Origin of the sequence: Nitrospirillum amazonense (assembly GCF_007828045.1) — a bacterium.
Taxonomy (GTDB): domain Bacteria; phylum Pseudomonadota; class Alphaproteobacteria; order Azospirillales; family Azospirillaceae; genus Nitrospirillum; species Nitrospirillum amazonense_C.
The window spans coordinates 67,606-84,371 of record NZ_VITN01000013.1 but is presented as its reverse complement, the minus strand read 5'-3'; the positions used below and the strand labels follow the sequence as shown (position 1 = coordinate 84,371).

Annotated in this window: 7 protein-coding genes; 2 read left to right on the top strand and 5 right to left on the bottom strand. The window is 67.3% G+C overall.

The features are described from left to right. Nucleotides 1–64 precede the first annotated feature (64 nt). Nucleotides 65–991: a LysR family transcriptional regulator gene (locus tag FBZ89_RS19430; protein ID WP_145751512.1), complete on the top strand. Its 927-nt coding sequence runs from the start codon at nt 65–67 to the stop codon at nt 989–991. Nucleotides 992–1,042: 51 nt separating this feature from the next. Here the strand turns inward: FBZ89_RS19430 and FBZ89_RS19425 are convergent, their stop codons facing one another. The 4 genes from FBZ89_RS19425 to FBZ89_RS19410 form a co-directional block, all read right to left on the bottom strand. Beyond that, nucleotides 1,043–1,267 carry a hypothetical protein gene (locus FBZ89_RS19425; protein WP_145751511.1) on the bottom strand — a complete coding sequence of 75 codons (225 nt, stop codon included), beginning with the start codon at nt 1,265–1,267 and terminating at the stop codon, nt 1,043–1,045. A gap of 161 nt (nt 1,268–1,428) precedes the next feature. Continuing rightward, nucleotides 1,429–1,980, bottom strand: coding sequence for a gamma carbonic anhydrase family protein (locus FBZ89_RS19420; RefSeq protein ID WP_145751510.1), 552 nt, complete (start codon nt 1,978–1,980; stop codon nt 1,429–1,431). Nucleotides 1,981–2,084: 104 nt separating this feature from the next. Then, complete coding sequence (gene argC / locus FBZ89_RS19415; RefSeq protein ID WP_145751509.1) at nt 2,085–3,128, bottom strand: N-acetyl-gamma-glutamyl-phosphate reductase; 1,044 nt, start codon at nt 3,126–3,128, stop codon at nt 2,085–2,087. A gap of 156 nt (nt 3,129–3,284) precedes the next feature. Next, nucleotides 3,285–3,629 (bottom strand): PilZ domain-containing protein, encoded by a 345-nt coding sequence (locus FBZ89_RS19410; RefSeq protein WP_145751508.1) that lies wholly within the window; start codon nt 3,627–3,629, stop codon nt 3,285–3,287. 562 nt (nt 3,630–4,191) lie between these two features. On the opposite strand from FBZ89_RS19410, the gene FBZ89_RS19405 reads away from it, so the two are divergent. Beyond that, the gene (locus tag FBZ89_RS19405) at nt 4,192–14,157 is read left to right on the top strand and encodes a beta strand repeat-containing protein (RefSeq protein ID WP_145751507.1); all 9,966 of its coding nucleotides are present in this window, start codon (nt 4,192–4,194) and stop codon (nt 14,155–14,157) included. A gap of 133 nt (nt 14,158–14,290) precedes the next feature. On the opposite strand, the gene fusA is transcribed toward FBZ89_RS19405, so the two are convergent. Further along, nucleotides 14,291–16,432 (bottom strand): elongation factor G, encoded by a 2,142-nt coding sequence (fusA, locus tag FBZ89_RS19400; protein ID WP_145751506.1) that lies wholly within the window; start codon nt 16,430–16,432, stop codon nt 14,291–14,293. Between the last annotated feature and the right edge of the window lie 334 nt (nt 16,433–16,766).

The window sequence follows — 16,766 nt, the reverse complement described above, 5'->3', positions numbered from 1 at the left end:
TACTGCCGGCGGCGAAGACCTTGTACCTTCAAGCTATGCTTCAAAAGCATAGCGAGGGGGTTCGATGGAACTGCGGCATCTCCGGTATTTCATCGCCGTTGCGGAGGAAGGCGGCCTGCTGACCGCCGCCCAGCGGCGGCTGAACACCTCGCAACCGTCCCTGAGCCGGCAAATCCGCGACCTGGAAGCGGAAGTCGGCGTGACGCTGCTGGAGCGGCAGGCGCGCGGCGTGACACTGACCCCTGCGGGGCGCGTTTTTCTCGATCATGCGCGGCTGGCGCTTCTACAGGTCGAGGCGGCGACCGACGCCGCCCGCCGGATGGCGCAACCGGAAAGGCCCGTGCTCACCATCGGGTTCATGGTGGGGCTGGAGGTCACGTGGCTTCCCCATCTGCTGCGCATCATCCGTGAAGAGGCGCCAGACGTTGAGATCACCCTGAGCAGCCTCTCGTCCCCTGATCTCGCCCTCGCCCTGATGCGCGGCAGGCTGGACGTCGCCTTCCTCCGCCCCGGGGTGCAGAGCGTGGGCCTATCCTTCAAATTGCTGGCGAAGGAGCCTGTGATCGCCGTGCTGCCGGCGGGCCATCGCCTGGCATCCCTCAGGAAGATTCAGCCGCAGGACCTTGCCGGCGAAACCTATGTCAGTTCGGCCAGAACCTCGCCGGTCCTGCAGTCGGTGATCCAGGACTACGCCACCAAGGTCGGGATCACGCTCAAGGCGAAGTACGAGGGCGAGAACATATCGTCGGCAATGTCGCTGGTCGCGTCCACGGGCGGCGTCACGCTGGTGCCGCTGTATGCGCAAAACATACTGACACCGAACGTCGTGGCCAGGGCGCTGGATGGCGTGCCCCCGACCGTCGACCTGACCTTGGGATACAATCAGGCCAATCCCTCGCGCCTGCTACGGCAGCTTCTGGCCCGTACGGACGAGCTGGTCGCAAGCGTCCAAAATCAAAGCATCATCCGATACGCCGAGGCGCCGTCGTGACCTGACGCGGCCAACAGCCTCCAGCGGGGCCGGCTTATCAGGCGCCGCCCGTCATGGGGAGCCGGCGGCGCGCAGCCAGGCCAGCGCCTTGCCACGGTCGCCGAACACGGCCTCTGCCAGCGCCAGCGCGCCGGCGGCGCGGAAGGCCTGTTCGCTGGCCTCCAGCGTCGATAGGCGGGGTAAACGCCGCAGCTTGGCCAGCAGCAGCCCCTGACGGGCGGCGGTGGCACGGAAACGGCGTTTGGTATGATCGGTTCGCAGTGACGGCTTGGTCATGGAGAGCCCTCCACCAGGTCACGTGAGTGATGCGCGGGGGACGCCCAGACGGCTTATCGATGCCGCGTCCCCACGCGAAAGGATCAACGCGCCTCCCATTATGCAACGCGCGACCCGGCTGACCATGACTCAAATCAGCCCATCCGGCAACCCATCCCGGCTCACCCTATCTCGTCGAGGTATTGCCGGGAGAGACGGACGTAATGCGGCGCGGTCAGGGGCAGCGTGGCCTTGTCCTGTTCCGTCAGGGCGCGCAGCAGGCGCGCCGGGCTGCCGCCCCAAAGCTCCCCCGCCTTGACCCGTTTGCCCGGGGTCACCAGGGCGCCGGCGGCGACCATGGCACCGCTTTCCACCACGGCGCCATCCATGACGCAGGCCTTCATGCCGATGAAGGCGCCATCCTCGATAACGCAGCCGTGCAGCAGCGCCATGTGCCCGATCGTCACATTGTCGCCGATGACCGTGGTGAAGCGCTCATGCGTGCAGTGAACGGTGGTGCCGTCCTGGATGTTGGTGCGGCGGCCGATGCGGATCTGGTTCACATCGCCGCGCACGACCACGTTGTACCAGAGGCTGGACTCCTCCCCGATCTCAACGTCGCCGATGACGATGGCGTTGGCCAGGAAGGCGCTGGCGTGGATGCGGGGCAGCACGCCCTTGTAGGGCAGCACCGTGGGCCGCACGGCCGTGAGGGCCTCGCTGACATTGGTCATGGTCGTCTCCGCACGCAGAATGAAAAAGGGCCCGGGCGCTTAACACCCGGGCCCCATACATAAGGCGGTTTCCCGAAGACGGAAACCCGATTGGGGAACCCCCATCACGGGAATAGGGGCGCCTGTTCCAGGCCGCGATCCTCGGGATAGCCCATCATCAGATTCATGTTCTGAATAGCCTGGCCCGAGGCGCCCTTCACCAGATTGTCGATGACCGACAGCAGGATGGCGCGGCCGGGGACGCGGTCGGGGAAGACGCCGATCAGGCAGTGGTTGCTGCCCTTCACATGGCGGGTCTGCGGCGCCACGCCGGCGGGCAGCACGCGCACGAAGGTCTCGCCCTTGTAGGCATCCACCAGGGCGGCGCGCAGGTCGTCGGACGTCTTGCCCGGCGCCAGCTTCACATAGATGCTGGCATGGATGCCGCGGCTCATGGGCATCAGGTGGGGCGTGAAGTTCAGCACCACCGGCTTGCCGGCGGCCTCACTGACACCCTGCTCGATCTCCGGCGCGTGGCGATGGCCGGCGACGCCGTAGGCGTGCACGCCTTCCGCCACCTCGCCATACAGGTTGGCCTGCTTGGCGTCGCGGCCGGCGCCGGACACACCCGACTTGGCATCGATGATGATGTCGTCGGCCTGGATCAGGCCCTGGCGCAGCAGCGGCAGCAGCGGCAGCTGCGACGCCGTCGGGTAGCAGCCGGGGTTGGCCACCAGGCGGGCGGCCTTCACCGCCGCGCGGTTGGCTTCGACCAACCCGTAGACGGCCTCGGCCTGCAGCTCCGGCGCCTTGTGGGCGTGGCCGTACCAGGTGGCGTAGGTTTCGACATCGTGCAGGCGGAAATCGGCGGACAGGTCCACCACCTTCAGGCGCGGCGGCAGGCTGGCGATGACCTCCTGCGTGGTGCCGTGCGGCAGGGCGCAGAAGACGAAATCGACGCCGTCCCAGTCCACCTGGTCGATCTTCACCAGGTCCGGCAGCTCATACCCACCCAGATGCGGGAAGACCTCGGCCAAGGGCTTGCCAGCCTGTCGCTCCGCCGTCAGGGCCACCAGGCGGACGTCGGGATGACGGACCAGCAGGCGGACCAGTTCGGCGCCGGTATAGCCGGAGGCACCGAGGATGGCGACGCGCAGGGCGGTGGACATGGGATGTGATCTCCTAAAAAAGGGCGGGCGCGAATGGCGACCGTAAGGCCACATAATCAATCGGGCCCGATACTGCAACCAAGGGAAACGCATGGCCAAGGACACCTCGTCCCCTCAGCCATGCGTTATTGTCCGCCCCCAATGGTCAGGGCGTCGTCAAAGCGTAACGCCCGCCTTCTTCAGGGCCTGCTGCATCATGGTCATGCTGTCCTCGTTCATGCGGAACTGGATGCGCACGACGCCGTCCACGATGCTGGCGACACGGCCGGGAATGGCGTGGTCACCCTGGCCCCCCACCAGCAGATCGTCGCCCGGCTTGTTGGCCATCTGGCCGATGCGGGCCGCCAGGCCGGCGGCCGAGAGGTCGATGGTGCGGCCCGGGTAGGTGGGGCCGGGCTTGCCCGTGGCCATGCATAGCACGGTGATGGGCAGGTCCGCCGGGACGCGCTCGAACTGCCGGCGGTCGCCCGCCCGCTCCATGGCGCCCAGGAACTCCTCCACCTATCAGATCCCCTTCAATAGATGTACATCCATGCGATGCTTATTTTTGATGGAATATCCGACGCGCCGCCGTTCTTCAACCTTCGACGGGTTACGCTTTCGCTGAGTTTCCCTCTCGGCGCCTCCCGCCCGAACCGGCCGCGAGCCCCCAAAATCAACTGGCAATCAACGGCCGGGTATTACACCGGCGTCGCAAAAGCCACGACACATTAACCTGTCGTGAATCGGCCACCCGCACCGGGGGGCGGCCAGCACAGCCAAGTGGCGGTTCATCCTGTTCTTCGGGGTTGTCTACGAAACTAGCCTTGAGGTTAACTTTTATCCAAATTAAAGTGCTTCCGTATATCCAGGTTGGGTAAGTCGGCATCGGATCAATACTCGCGCATCCCTGGGCACCGGCGGCTCCAGAACGGGGCGGCCGTCCTGGGACACAAAGTACTTCCGCTGTTTCCATAAGGGGCATAGCGGGGGGTTGAAGACCCGCGTGGCTGTGGGTGCGCCCAGAAGGGGCGTGGTGATGCCGAGTGTGAAGCATCTCAAAGAGATGTGATCGGAGAGGGTGATGGTTTCGTCTATCGGTACTGTACCGCCATCGCAGATCGCGGCTTATTCGACAGCGGCTATTCAGGCCCTGACCACTCAGGACGTCGCGGCCCTTACCACCGCCCAGATCGCTGTTCTTTCCTCCACCCAGGTCACGGCCTTCTCGGCCAGCCAGATGGTGTTCAGCGCTCAGCAGCTGCAGGCGTTCAGCGATGAGGACATCGCCGCCTTCAGCCCCGCCGATCTGGAGGCGCTGAAGTCCAACCAGGTGCAGGCCCTGACCTCCAGCCAGGTGGAGGCCATCACCGTCAGCCAGCTGTCGGGCCTGTCCACCACCGCCATCCGCGATTTCAGCCGCGCCCAGGTGGGCTACCTGACCACCGGCCAGCTGAACGCCCTGTCCACCAGCCAGATCCAGGCCATCAGCACGGCGCAGGTGCCGGGGTTGACGGCCGACCAGATTTCGGGCCTCAGCACGGCCAACCTGTCGGCGCTCAGCAGCAGCCAGGTGGCGCTGCTGACCGCCGCCCAGGTCCGGGCACTGACCACCGATCAGCTGAACGCCCTGACGACCGCGGACATGCGGGAATTTTCCGGCATACAGTTGGCGGCACTCAGCACCGACCAGGTGGTGGCGCTCAGCACCCGCAACCTCTCGGCCCTCAGCGCCGGACAGATGCTGGGCCTGACCGCGGCCCAGGTCAACGTCTTCACCACCAGCCAGATGGCCGGCCTGACCACCCAGCAGTTGGCCAGTCTGAGCGCAACCCAGATGCGGGTGCTGGATACCGCCCAGCTGAACGCGCTCAGCACCAATGACTTCCGCGCCCTGACCACGGCACAGATCGCCAACCTGACGACGGAACAGATTGCAGGCCTGAGCGTCGCCAACCTGTCGGCGCTGAACAGCGCCCAGGTCGCCCGGCTGAGCCAGCCCCAGATCCAGGCCCTGACCACGGACCAGTTGAACGGCCTGACCTCCACCGATGTACGGGAACTGTCCGCCACGCAGATCCTGCAGCTGTCCACCGCCCAACTCACCGGCCTCAGCACCGCCGGCGTGGCTGCCCTGACCACCAACCAGACCTTGCTGATGTCGGCCGCGCAAATCCGGGCGCTCAGCACCAACCAGTTGAACGCCTTGGCCACGGCCGACGTGCGCCTGTTCAGCGCCTTGCAGTTGGGCGCCCTGACCACCGATCAGATGGGCGCCCTGGCCACCGCCAGCCTGGCGGCGCTGAGCGCCACGCAGGTGACGCAGCTGACGACGGCGCAGGTCAGCGCCCTCGGCTCCAGCCAAGTGCAGGTCTTCTCCTCGGCGCAGTTGGCGGCCCTGAGCACCGGGCAAATTCGCGCCCTGGGCGCGGATGGCTTGGCCGCCCTGGATTCATCCCAGGTATCGCGCCTGAGTTCGGCCCAGATCCGGGCGCTCAGCACCGACCAGCTGAACTCCCTGTCCACGGCGGACATCCGGGCCCTGACCTCCGGCCAGTTGACGGCCTTGACCACGGCGCAGCTGGCCAGCCTGGAAACGGACAGCCTGGCCGCCCTGTCCACCAGCCAGGTGACGCAGTTGGCCGCCGCCCAGGTCAAAGGGCTGACCAGCGACCAGTTGAACGCCCTGGGCACAGCCGACATTCGCGCCCTGACCACGGCGCAGATCGCCGGCCTGACGACCGACCAGGTGGGCAACCTGACCACGGCCAACGTGGCGGCGCTCTCCTCCCTCCAGGTGGCGCAGCTAACCTCGGCCCAGATCAAGGCGCTGACCACGGACCAGCTGGGCGCCCTGCCTTCCGCCGACGTCCGCGCCTTCACCTCCGGCCAGCTGCGGGCGCTGACCACCGACCAGCTGTCGGCGTTGAGCGGCAACGCCATTTCGGGCTTTACCACCACCCAGCTGAACGGCTTCACCTCCGACCAGCTGTCGGCGCTGACCACCGACCAGATGGCCGGCCTGACCACCCTGCAGGTGGCGGGCTTCGGCTCAGCCCAGGTGCGCGGCCTGACCAGCGACCAGCTGAACGCCTTCACCACCGCCGACATCGCGGCACTGACCACCGCGCAGCTGTCGGCGCTGAGCACGGACCAGCTGTCCAACCTCACCACCCTGAACGTGGCGGCGCTGACCAGCGTCCAGGTTGCGCGCCTGACGACCGCGCAGCTGAAGGCGCTGTCCAGCGACCAGATCAACGCCTTCGACACGGCGGACGCCCGGGCGCTGACCTCCACCCAGGTGAAGGCGCTGACCACCGACCAGGTGGCAGGCCTCAGCACCACCAACCTGTCGGCCCTGACCTCCGCCCAGATCGCGAGCCTGACGGCCGACCAGGTGGGCGTGCTCAGCACCAGCCAGGTGGCGACCCTCACCACCAACCAGGTGACGGGCCTGTCCAGCCTGCAGCTGAAGGCGCTGAACAGCGATCAGATCAACGCGCTCAGCACCGGCGACGTGCGCGTCCTGGCCACCGCCCTGACCGCGGCCCTGACCACCGACCAGGTGGCGGGCCTCAACACCGACAGCTTGGCAGCACTCAGCACCGCGCAGGTGGCCGCGTTGTCCAGCGGCCAGATCCAGGCGCTGGGCAGCGACCAGTTGAACGCCCTGTCCACGGCCGACATCCGCGCCCTGACCACCGCCCAGATCGGGGTGCTGACCACCGATCAGCTGTCCACCCTCAGCACCGCCACCCTATCCGCCCTCAGCAGCGCGCAGATCAACCGCCTGTCGGCCGCTCAGGTGCGATCGCTGGGCAGCGACCAGCTGAACGCGCTGAACAGCGCCGACCTGCGGGAATTCACCTCCACCCAGGTCGGACAGCTGACCACCGACCAGCTGACGGGCCTGACCACGGCCAGCCTGTCCGCCCTGTCCAGCACGCAGATGCTGGGCCTGACCACCGCACAGGTCCAGGCGCTGACCACCGACCAGGTGGCGGGCCTGGCCACCAGCCAGGTGGCGAGCCTGACCACGGCACAGGTCCAGGCGCTGAACAGCGACCAGTTGAACGCCCTGTCCGCCGCCGACATCCGCGCCCTGTCCACCGCCCAGATCGGGGTGCTCAGCACCCTCCAGCTCACCAACCTGGGCACCGACGCCCTGGGCGCCCTGTCGACGGCCCAGGTCACGCGCCTGACCAGTACCCAGTTGCGGGCGCTCAGCAGCGACCAATTGGGCGCGTTGTCGACCGCCGACGTGCGGGCGCTGGGCTCCCAGCAGCTGGCGGCCCTGACCACGGACCAGCTGTCGACCCTCAGCACCGCCAACCTGGCAGCACTCAGCAGCACCCAGGTCATCGGCCTGTCCAGCACGCAGCTGCGGTCCCTGACCAGCGACCAGCTGAACGCCCTGTCCACGGCCGACATCCGGGAATTCACCTCCGCCCAGATCGCGCAGCTGACCACCGACCAGGTGTCCGCGCTGGCATCGGATAATCTGGCGGCGCTCAGCACCAGCCAGGTGGCAGGCCTCAGCAGCAACCAGCTGCGCTCGCTCACCAGCGACCAGCTGAACGCCCTGGGCAGCGCCGACATCAGGGAATTCAGCTCGGCCCAGCTGGCGACCCTGACAACCGACCAGATTTCCACCCTCGGCACCGCCACCGTGGCGGCGCTGTCGACCACGCAGCTGGCCGGCCTGGGCACGGCCCAGGTGGGGTCGCTGACCACCGACCAGGTGGGCGCGCTCACCACCCTGCAAGTATCCAAGCTCAGTACGGCCCAGTTCCGGGCGCTCAGCAGCGACCAGCTGAACGCGCTGAACAGCGCCGACGTGCGCATCCTGACCACGGCGCAGGTGGGCGCGCTGACCAGCGACCAGCTGTTGTCCTTCAGCAGCGACACGATGGCCGCCCTCAGCACCGCCCAGGTGGCCAGCCTGTCAGCGGGCATCCTGAACGCGCTGACCAGCGACCAGTTGAACGCCCTAAACACGGCCGACATCCGCGCCCTGACCACCGCCCAGGTGGCGGCCCTCAGCACCGACCAGCTGTCCACGCTCAGCACCGACAACACCGCCGCCTTGACCACCGCCCAGGTGGCCAGGCTGTCAACCACCCAGGTGGGTGCGCTGACCAGCGACCAGCTGAACGCGCTGTCCACCGCCGACGTGCGGACGTTGAGCAGCGCGCAACTGCGGGCGCTCAACACCGGCCAGATCGCCGCGCTGAATTCCACCAACCTGTCGGCCCTTGGCAGCACCCAGGTCATCGGCCTGTCCAGCACCCAGGTCCAGGCCCTGACCAGCGACCAGCTGAACACCCTGACCACCGCCGACATCCGCGAGTTCACCTCCGCCCAGGTCGCGCAGCTGACGACGGACCAGATCTCCACCCTGGCCACCGCCAACCTGTCGGCGCTGACCACCCAGCAACTGGCGGGGCTGGGCACCGATCAACTGGTGACGCTGACCACCGACCAGGTGGTGGGCCTGACGACCCAGCAGGTGGCAGGCCTCAGCACCAACCAAGTGCGGGCGCTGACCACCGATCAGCTGGGGGCCTTCACCACCGCCGACGTGCGCGCCCTGACCACCGCGCAGCTGGCGGTGCTGTCGTCCGACCAGCTGGCGGCCTTCGGCACCGCCGCCGCCAGCGTGCTGACCACCGCCCAGGTGGCGCAGCTGACCACGGCGCAGGTCCGCGCCCTGACCAGCGACCAGCTGAACGCCCTGTCCACCGCCGACATCCGCGCGCTGACAACGGCGCAGGTCGCGGTGCTGACCACCGACCAGCTGTCGACCCTCAGTTCCACCAACCTGTCGGCGCTCAGCAGCACCCAGGTGGGCAAGCTGTCCAGCGCCCAGGTGCAATCGCTGACCAGCGACCAGCTGAACAGCCTGACCACCGCCGACATTCGCGAATTCACCTCCGCCCAGCTCGGCGCCCTGACCAGCGACCAGGTGTCCAACCTCAGTTCGGCCAACCTGTCGGCCCTGGCCAGCAACCAGGTGGTGGGCTTTACCAGCACCCAGGTCCAGGCACTGACCACCGATCAGTTGAACGCCCTGTCGACCGCCGACATCCGCGAATTCACCTCGTCCCAGGTGGGAACCCTCACCACCGATCAGCTGGCGGGCCTTTCCACCAGTGTGGTGACGGCCCTCAGCACCACCCAACTGGCCGGCCTCACCACCGCGCAGCTCGGGGCCGTCACCAGCGACCAGGTGGCGGCGCTGTCCACGCTGCAGGTGGCGACCCTGACCACCGCCCAGGTGCAGGCGCTGAACAGCGATCAGCTGGGCGCGCTCAACAGCGCCGACGCGCGCGCCCTGACATCCGGCCAGCTGGCGGCCCTCTCGACCGACCAGATCATCACCCTCGGCACGGCCACCGTCGCCGCGCTCAGCACCTTGCAGGTGACCCGCCTGTCCACCACCCAGGTGCAAGCGCTGACCAGCGACCAGCTGAACGCCCTGTCGACCGCCGACGTGCGGGCGCTGACCTCCACCCAGGTCGCGGCGTTGACGACCGAGCAGTTGTCCACCCTGGGCTCCGCTAACCTGTCAGCGCTCGGCAGCGCCCAGATCAACAAGCTGTCCAGCAGCCAGATCCAAGCGCTGGGCAGCGATCAGCTGAACGCGCTGACCACCGCCGATATACGGGAGTTCACCTCCACCCAGCTGTCGGCCCTGACCACGGACCAGCTGTCCAACCTCAGCTCCGACAACCTGTCGGCCCTGGCCAGCAACCAGGTGGCGGGCTTGACCAGCGCCCAGGTGCGCGTCCTGACCACCGACCAGCTGGGCGCGCTGACCTCTGCCGACATGCGGGAGTTCACCTCCACCCAGGTGCAGGCCCTGACGACCGACCAGATCGCCGGTCTCAGCACGGCAGCGGTTTCAGCGCTGACGACCACGGAACTGGGCGCCCTGACATCATCCCAGCTGGCCGCGCTGACCACCGACCAGGTCGCCAGCCTGACCACGCTGCAGGTGTCCAAGCTTTCCACGGACCAGATCCAGGCGCTGAACAGCGACCAGCTGAACGCGTTGACGCCGACCGACGTCCGGGCGCTGACCACGGCGCAGCTGCTGGCGCTGACCACCCGCCAGGTGTCAGCGTTGGGCAGCGACACGGTGGCGGCCCTCAGCACCCTGCAGGTGGGCAAGCTCTCCACCGACCAGGTTCAGGCGCTGAACAGTGACCAGTTGAATGCCCTGTCCACGGCCAACGTGCGCACCCTCACCTCCACCCAGGTGGCGGTGCTGACGACGGATCAGCTGTCCACCCTCAGCTCCACCAACCTGTCGGCGCTCGGCAGCGCCCAGGTGAACAAGCTGTCCAGCGCCCAGATCCGGGCCCTGACCACCGACCAGCTGGACGCGCTGACCACCGCCGACATCCGTGAATTCACCTCCGCCCAGCTGTCGGCCTTCACCACCGACCAGCTGTCCAACCTGACCTCCGACAATCTGGGCGCCCTGGCCAGCAACCAGATCGTGGGCCTGACCAGCGCCCAGCTGCAGGCCATCAGCAGCGACCAGTTGAACACGCTATCAACCGCCGACATGCGGGAGTTCACGTCCGCCCAGGTGGCGGCGCTGACCACGGATCAGGTGGCCGGCCTGAGCACCACCAATTTCGCCGCCCTGTCGACCCTGCAGCTGGGAGGGCTGACCTCCGACCAGGCGGCCGCGCTGACCACCGGCCAGGTGGCGGCACTCAACACCCTGCAGGTGTCCAAGCTCAGCACCACCCAGGTGCAGGCGCTGAACAGCGACCAGCTGGGGGCGCTGTCGACTGCCGATATTCGCGCACTGGGCACCGCGCAGCTGGCGGCCCTGACGACGGTCCAGGTGTCGACCCTGGGCAGCGACAACGTGGCGGCGCTGTCCAGCGCCCAGATCAGCAAGCTCAGCACCGACCAGGTGGCGGCGCTGACCAGCGACCAGCTGAACACCCTGGGTTCCATCGACCTTCGCGCCCTCACCACCGCCCAGGTCGCGGCGCTCGGCACCGGCCAGTTGTCGACCCTGACGGCCGCCGCCCTGTCGGCGCTGACCAGCGCCCAGATCAGCAAGCTCAGCACCGACCAGGTGGGGGCGCTGACCAGCGACCAGCTGAACGGTCTGACCACGGCCGATATCCGTGAATTCACCTCGGCCCAGCTGTCGGCCCTGACCACGGACCAGCTGTCCAACCTTGGTACCGGCAACTTCGCGGCCCTGACCACCACCCAGCTGGCGGGCCTGACGGGTGCGCAGATAACGGCGCTGACCACCGACCAGACCAGCGCCCTCAACACGCTGCAGGTGGCGAAGCTCAGCACCACGCAAACCCAGGCGCTGACCAGCGACCAACTGAACACCCTGAGCAGCGCCGACGTGCAGGCGCTGACCACGGCGCAGCTGGCGGCGTTGACCACCGACCAGCTGTCCAACCTGGGCACGGGCGCGGTCTCGGCCCTCAGCAGCGCCCAGGTTTCCAAGCTGTCGACCGACCAGCTCCAAATCCTGAACAGCGACCAGTTGAACGCGCTGACCACCCTGGACGTGCGGGCGCTGACCACCGCCCAGGTCGCGGCCCTGTCCACCGCCCAGCTGTCGGCCCTGGGTTCCGACAACCTCTCGGCGCTCAGCAGCGCGCAGATCGCCCGGCTGTCCAGCGACCAGCTGCGGGCCCTGACCAGCGACCAGTTGAACACCCTGACGACCGCCGACATCCGCGAATTCACATCCGCCCAGGTGGCGACGCTGACCACCGGCCAGCTGGCCGCGCTCACCACCGGCAACTTCGCCGCGCTGACCACCACACAGCTGGGCGGGCTGACCAGCGCTCAGGTGGCGGCGCTGACCACGGACCAGACGGGGGCCCTCAACACGCTGCAGGTGGCCAAGCTGACCACCACGCAGGTGCAGGCGCTGACCAGCGACCAGCTGAACACGCTCAACACGGCCGACGTGCGCGCGCTGACCACCGCGCAGTTGGGCGCACTCAGCACGGCTCAGCTGTCCAGCCTGGGCAGCGATACCGTGGCGGCGCTGACCACCCAGCAGGTGGCGAAACTGACCACCGACCAGGTGCGGGTGCTGAACACCGACCAGCTGAACGCGCTCAACACCGCTGACATCCAGGCGCTGACGACGGCGCAATTGCAGGCGCTCAGCACCGGCCAGCTGTCCAGCCTGAACACCGACGCCACGGCCGCGCTGACCAGCGCCCAGGTGGCCAAGCTGGGTACCGACCAGGTCGCGGCACTGACGACCGACCAGGTGAACGCGCTCAATACCGCCGACATCCGCGCCCTGAACACGGCCCAGGTCGCCGCCCTGACCACGGCCCAGCTGGCCGCCCTCAGCACTGACAACGCCGCCGCCCTGACCAGCGCCCAGGTGTCCAAACTCGGCACCGACCAGGTGCGGGCGCTGACCAGCGACCAGTTGAACGCCCTCAGCACCATCGATATCCGCACCCTGACCACAACCCAGGTGGCGGCGCTGACCACGGCACAGCTGTCGACGCTCGGCACCACCAACCTGGCGGCGCTGAGCACCGCCCAGCTGGGGGTGCTGACCACCGATGAAGTCCAGGTGCTGACCACCGACCAGCTGCCGGGCCTGACCACGCAGCAGGTGGCCGGGCTCAGCACCGCGCAGCTGCAGGCGTTGGGCAGCGACCAGCTGAACGCGCTGACCACGACCGAAGTGCGGGCGTTGAACAGCCTGCAGGTGGCGGCGCTGTCCACCGCCCAGGTGGCGACGCTCAGCACCGACAACGTCGCGGCGCTGACCACCGCCCAGGTGGTCCGCTTGACCACCGACCAGGTGCGGGCGCTGACGACCGACCAGCTGAACGCGCTCAACACGCTGGACGTGCGGTCGCTGACCACCGCCCAGATCACGGTGCTGAGCACGGCCCAGTTGTCGGCGCTGAACAGCGACAGCGTGGCGGCCCTGACCACCGCCCAGGTGGCGCAGCTGACCACCGACCATGTGGGGGCGTTGACCACCGGCCAGCTGAACGCGCTGACCACCGCGGACGTGCGGGCCCTGTCGGCGGCGCAGCTGAACAGCCTGTCGACCGACCAGGTGCTGGCCCTGGACACCCTGCACGTGGCGGCGCTGACCAGCGCGCAGGTGTCCCAGCTGGGCACCGGGCAGATCCACGTGCTGACCAGCGACCAGCTGGTGGCCCTGCCCACTGCGGACATCCGCAGCCTGACCTCAGCCCAGATCGGGGCGCTGACCACCGATCAACTGGCCAATCTCGGCACGGCCAACCTGGCGGCCTTCACCACCAGCCAGCTGGCGGGTCTGACCAGCGACCAGTTGAATGCACTGACCACCGACCAGCTGGGGGCGCTGACCACGGCCCAGGTGACCGGCCTGAGCACCACGCAGATCCAAACCCTGACGACGGACCAGCTGAACGCCCTGGCCACGACTGACGTCAGGGTGCTGACCATCGCGCAGGTGACCGCCCTGACAACGGACCAGCTGCTGGCGCTGAACAGCGACAGCGTGGCCGCGTTGACCAGCACCCAGGTGTCCAAGCTGACCACGGACCAGGTGCAGGTGCTGCACAGCGACCAGTTGAACGCCCTGCCCTCCGCCGACCTGCGTGCCCTGACCACGGCCCAAATCCGGGCGCTGAGCACGGCGCAGCTGGATGGGCTGACCACAGACCAGGTACAGCGGCTGTCCACCACCCAGGTGGCGGCGCTGGCCACCAGCCAGGTGGCGGGCCTGACCACCGACAACCTGTCGGCCCTGACCAGCGACCAGGTGCAGCGGCTATCCACCGCGCAGCTTCAGGCCTTGACCACCAGCCAGGTGCAAGCGCTGACCACCGATGATGTGCGGGAGCTCAGCACCAGCCAGGTCGCGGCCCTGACCACCGCCCAGGTCCACGCGCTGACCACCGATCAGCTGTCCACCATGGGCCAGAGACTGGCTCTCGCCGTCACCGGCGCCCAGGTCGCCGCCTTCTCCAGCGACCAGGTGAACGCCTGGATGAACAGCATCCTCGGCACCACCCCCAGCTAAGCCTTCAGGCCAAGCGGCACGGCGTCGGTTCCGTGGCCGTACAATGCCCAGCCTTTCCTGGATCACGCCTAAAAAGAAACGGCCGCCCCGGGTGGGGCGGCCGCTCTTGCACTCATTGCCTATGAAATCAGGCTCAGGCGGCCTTGCCGCTCTTCGCGATGATCTCGTCGGCCACGTTCTTCGGCACCGGGTCGTAGTGCGAGAACTCCATGGTGTAGGAGCCACGACCCGAGGTCATGCCACGCAGCTGACCGATGTAACCGAACATTTCGGACAGCGGCACGTGGGATTCGACGGCGATGTTGTGGCCACGCTCCAGCTGGCCCAGCACCGTGCCGCGACGACGGTTGATGTCGCCGATCACGTCACCCAGGTAATCGTCCGGAACCACCACCTCGACCTTCATCACCGGCTCCAGCAGGATCGGACCGGCGGTCCGGATGCCTTCGCGGAAGCAGGCCTTGGCAGCGATTTCGAACGTCAGGGCGTTCGAGTCCACTTCGTGGTACTTACCGTCCAGCAGGGTGGCTTCGAAGTCCACGGTCGGGTAGCTGGCCAGAACGCCGTCTTCCTTCTGGACGGTCAGGCCCTTTTCCACCGACGGGACGTATTCGCGCGGCACGGTGCCGCCGACGACCTTGTCGGTGAACTTGAAGCCCTCGCCGCGCTCCTTCGGCTCGAAGCGAATCTTCACTTCGGCGAACTGGCCCGAACCACCGGTCTGCTTCTTGTGGGTGTAGGTGTATTCGACGGTCTTGGTGATCGTCTCGCGGTAGGCGACCTGCGGACGGCCCATCACACCTTCCACGCCGAACTCGGTGCGCATACGGTCGAGCGTCACTTCCAGGTGCAGCTCGCCCATGCCGCGCAGCAGGGTCTGGCCGGTATCGCGGTCCGTTTCCAGACGCAGCGACGGATCCGCGCGGACCATCTTGCCCAGGGCGGCGCCGAACTTGTCCTGATCGACGCGGTTCTTCGGCTCCACCGACACGCTGATCACGGGATCGGGGAAGCGCATGCGCTCCAGCACCACCGGGGCGGTGGGGTCGCACAGGGTGTCACCGGTATCCGTCTCGGCCAGCGAGACGAAGGCCACGATGTCGCCCGCGCGGGCTTCTTCCAGGTCGTTCGCTTCCTTGGCGAACATTTCCACGATACGGCCGATGCGCTCACGCTTGCCGCGGGTGGTGTTCAGCAGGGAGGTGCCCTTGGACACGACGCCGGAGTAGACGCGCACGAAGGTCAGGGCGCCGTACTTGTCGTTGATGACCTTGAAGGCCAGGCCGGAGAAGGGCTCGTCGTCCGACGACTTGCGCTCGCCGTTCGGGTTGCCGTCCGGATCCACGGTCTTGATGGCCTCGACTTCCGTCGGGGCCGGCAGGTACCAGATCACCGCATCCAGCAGCTGCTGCACGCCCTTGTTCTTGTAGGACGAACCGCACAGCACCGGGGTGAAGGCGCCGCTCAGGGTGCCCTTGCGCAGGCATTCCTTCAGGACCTCGACCGCCGGCTCATCGCCGCTTTCCAGGTACTGTTCCATGGCCGCATCGTCCTGCATCAGGCAGGTGTCGATCAGGTTAGCGCGGTACTCGGCGACCTTGCCCAGCAACTCACGGTCGTAGGCGTTGGTGATCTTCAGCTTGTCGGCCAGGTCGTCGGTGACGTCCCAGATTTCCCACTGGCTGTCCTTTTCCTCGGAGAACCAGACGTAAGCCTTCATCTCGACGAGGTCGATCATGCCCTGGAAGTTGTCTTCAGAGCCCAGCGGCAGCTGGATGACGGCCGGGGTGGCGCCCAGGCGCTTCACGATCATGTCCACGCACCGGCTGAAGCTGGCGCCGGAACGGTCCATCTTGTTGACGTAGCACATACGCGGAACGTTGTAGTTGTCCGCCAGGCGCCAGTTGGTCTCGGTCTGGGGCTCCACACCGGCCACGCCGTCGAACACCACCACGGCGCCGTCGAGCACGCGCAGGGAGCGGTTCACCTCGATGGTGAAGTCCACGTGGCCTGGGGTGTCGATCAGGTTGATCTTCTTGTTCTTCCAGAAGCAGGACACGGCAGCGGACTGAATGGTGATGCCGCGCTTCTGTTCCTGTTCCAGATAGTCGGTCGTGGTCGACGACTTCAGGTCCTTGGTGTCATGAATGTCGACGATCGTGTGCTTGCGACCCGTGTAGTACAGGATGCGCTCAGTGGTCGTCGTCTTGCCGGCATCGACGTGGGCGATGATGCCGATGTTGCGAATGTCGTCCAGCGGTGTGCTGCGGGGCATTAGAGGGCTCCGTCGTCCAACGTCCGGTGCAAAAGAATGAAGCCGGCGCGGGGGGTGTTCAAAAACGAGCGCGGGCCCTGAAAGGACCCGCATGAAAAAAGGCCGGGGGGTCGACGGCACGCCGCATTACCTCCCGGGCGGGCGGATATCTAGCGCGTTCCGCCACCTTTTCCAAGGGCTCTTGCGGCATGTCACCCCTGAGCAGGGGAGATTCACGCGCATGGCCGGGGCCCTTCTCCCGCCACCTACCCGATTCCCCAGGGCGGCGCGCCGGGATCGGGGCCGGATCCAGCATGGCCTAGGGCTAAAGTATCCCCCAAGTTCGCGAAATCCT

Bases quoted from the DNA above. Each gene is read 5' to 3' on its own strand.
- FBZ89_RS19430 (WP_145751512.1), top strand. From the start codon at position 65: ATGGAACTGCGGCATCTCCGGTATTTCATCGCCGTTGCGGAGGAAGGC.
- FBZ89_RS19425 (WP_145751511.1), bottom strand. From the start codon at position 1,267: ATGACCAAGCCGTCACTGCGAACCGATCATACCAAACGCCGTTTCCGT.
- FBZ89_RS19420 (WP_145751510.1), bottom strand. From the start codon at position 1,980: ATGACCAATGTCAGCGAGGCCCTCACGGCCGTGCGGCCCACGGTGCTG.
- argC (WP_145751509.1), bottom strand. From the start codon at position 3,128: ATGTCCACCGCCCTGCGCGTCGCCATCCTCGGTGCCTCCGGCTATACC.
- FBZ89_RS19405 (WP_145751507.1), top strand. From the start codon at position 4,192: ATGGTTTCGTCTATCGGTACTGTACCGCCATCGCAGATCGCGGCTTAT.
- fusA (WP_145751506.1), bottom strand. From the start codon at position 16,432: ATGCCCCGCAGCACACCGCTGGACGACATTCGCAACATCGGCATCATC.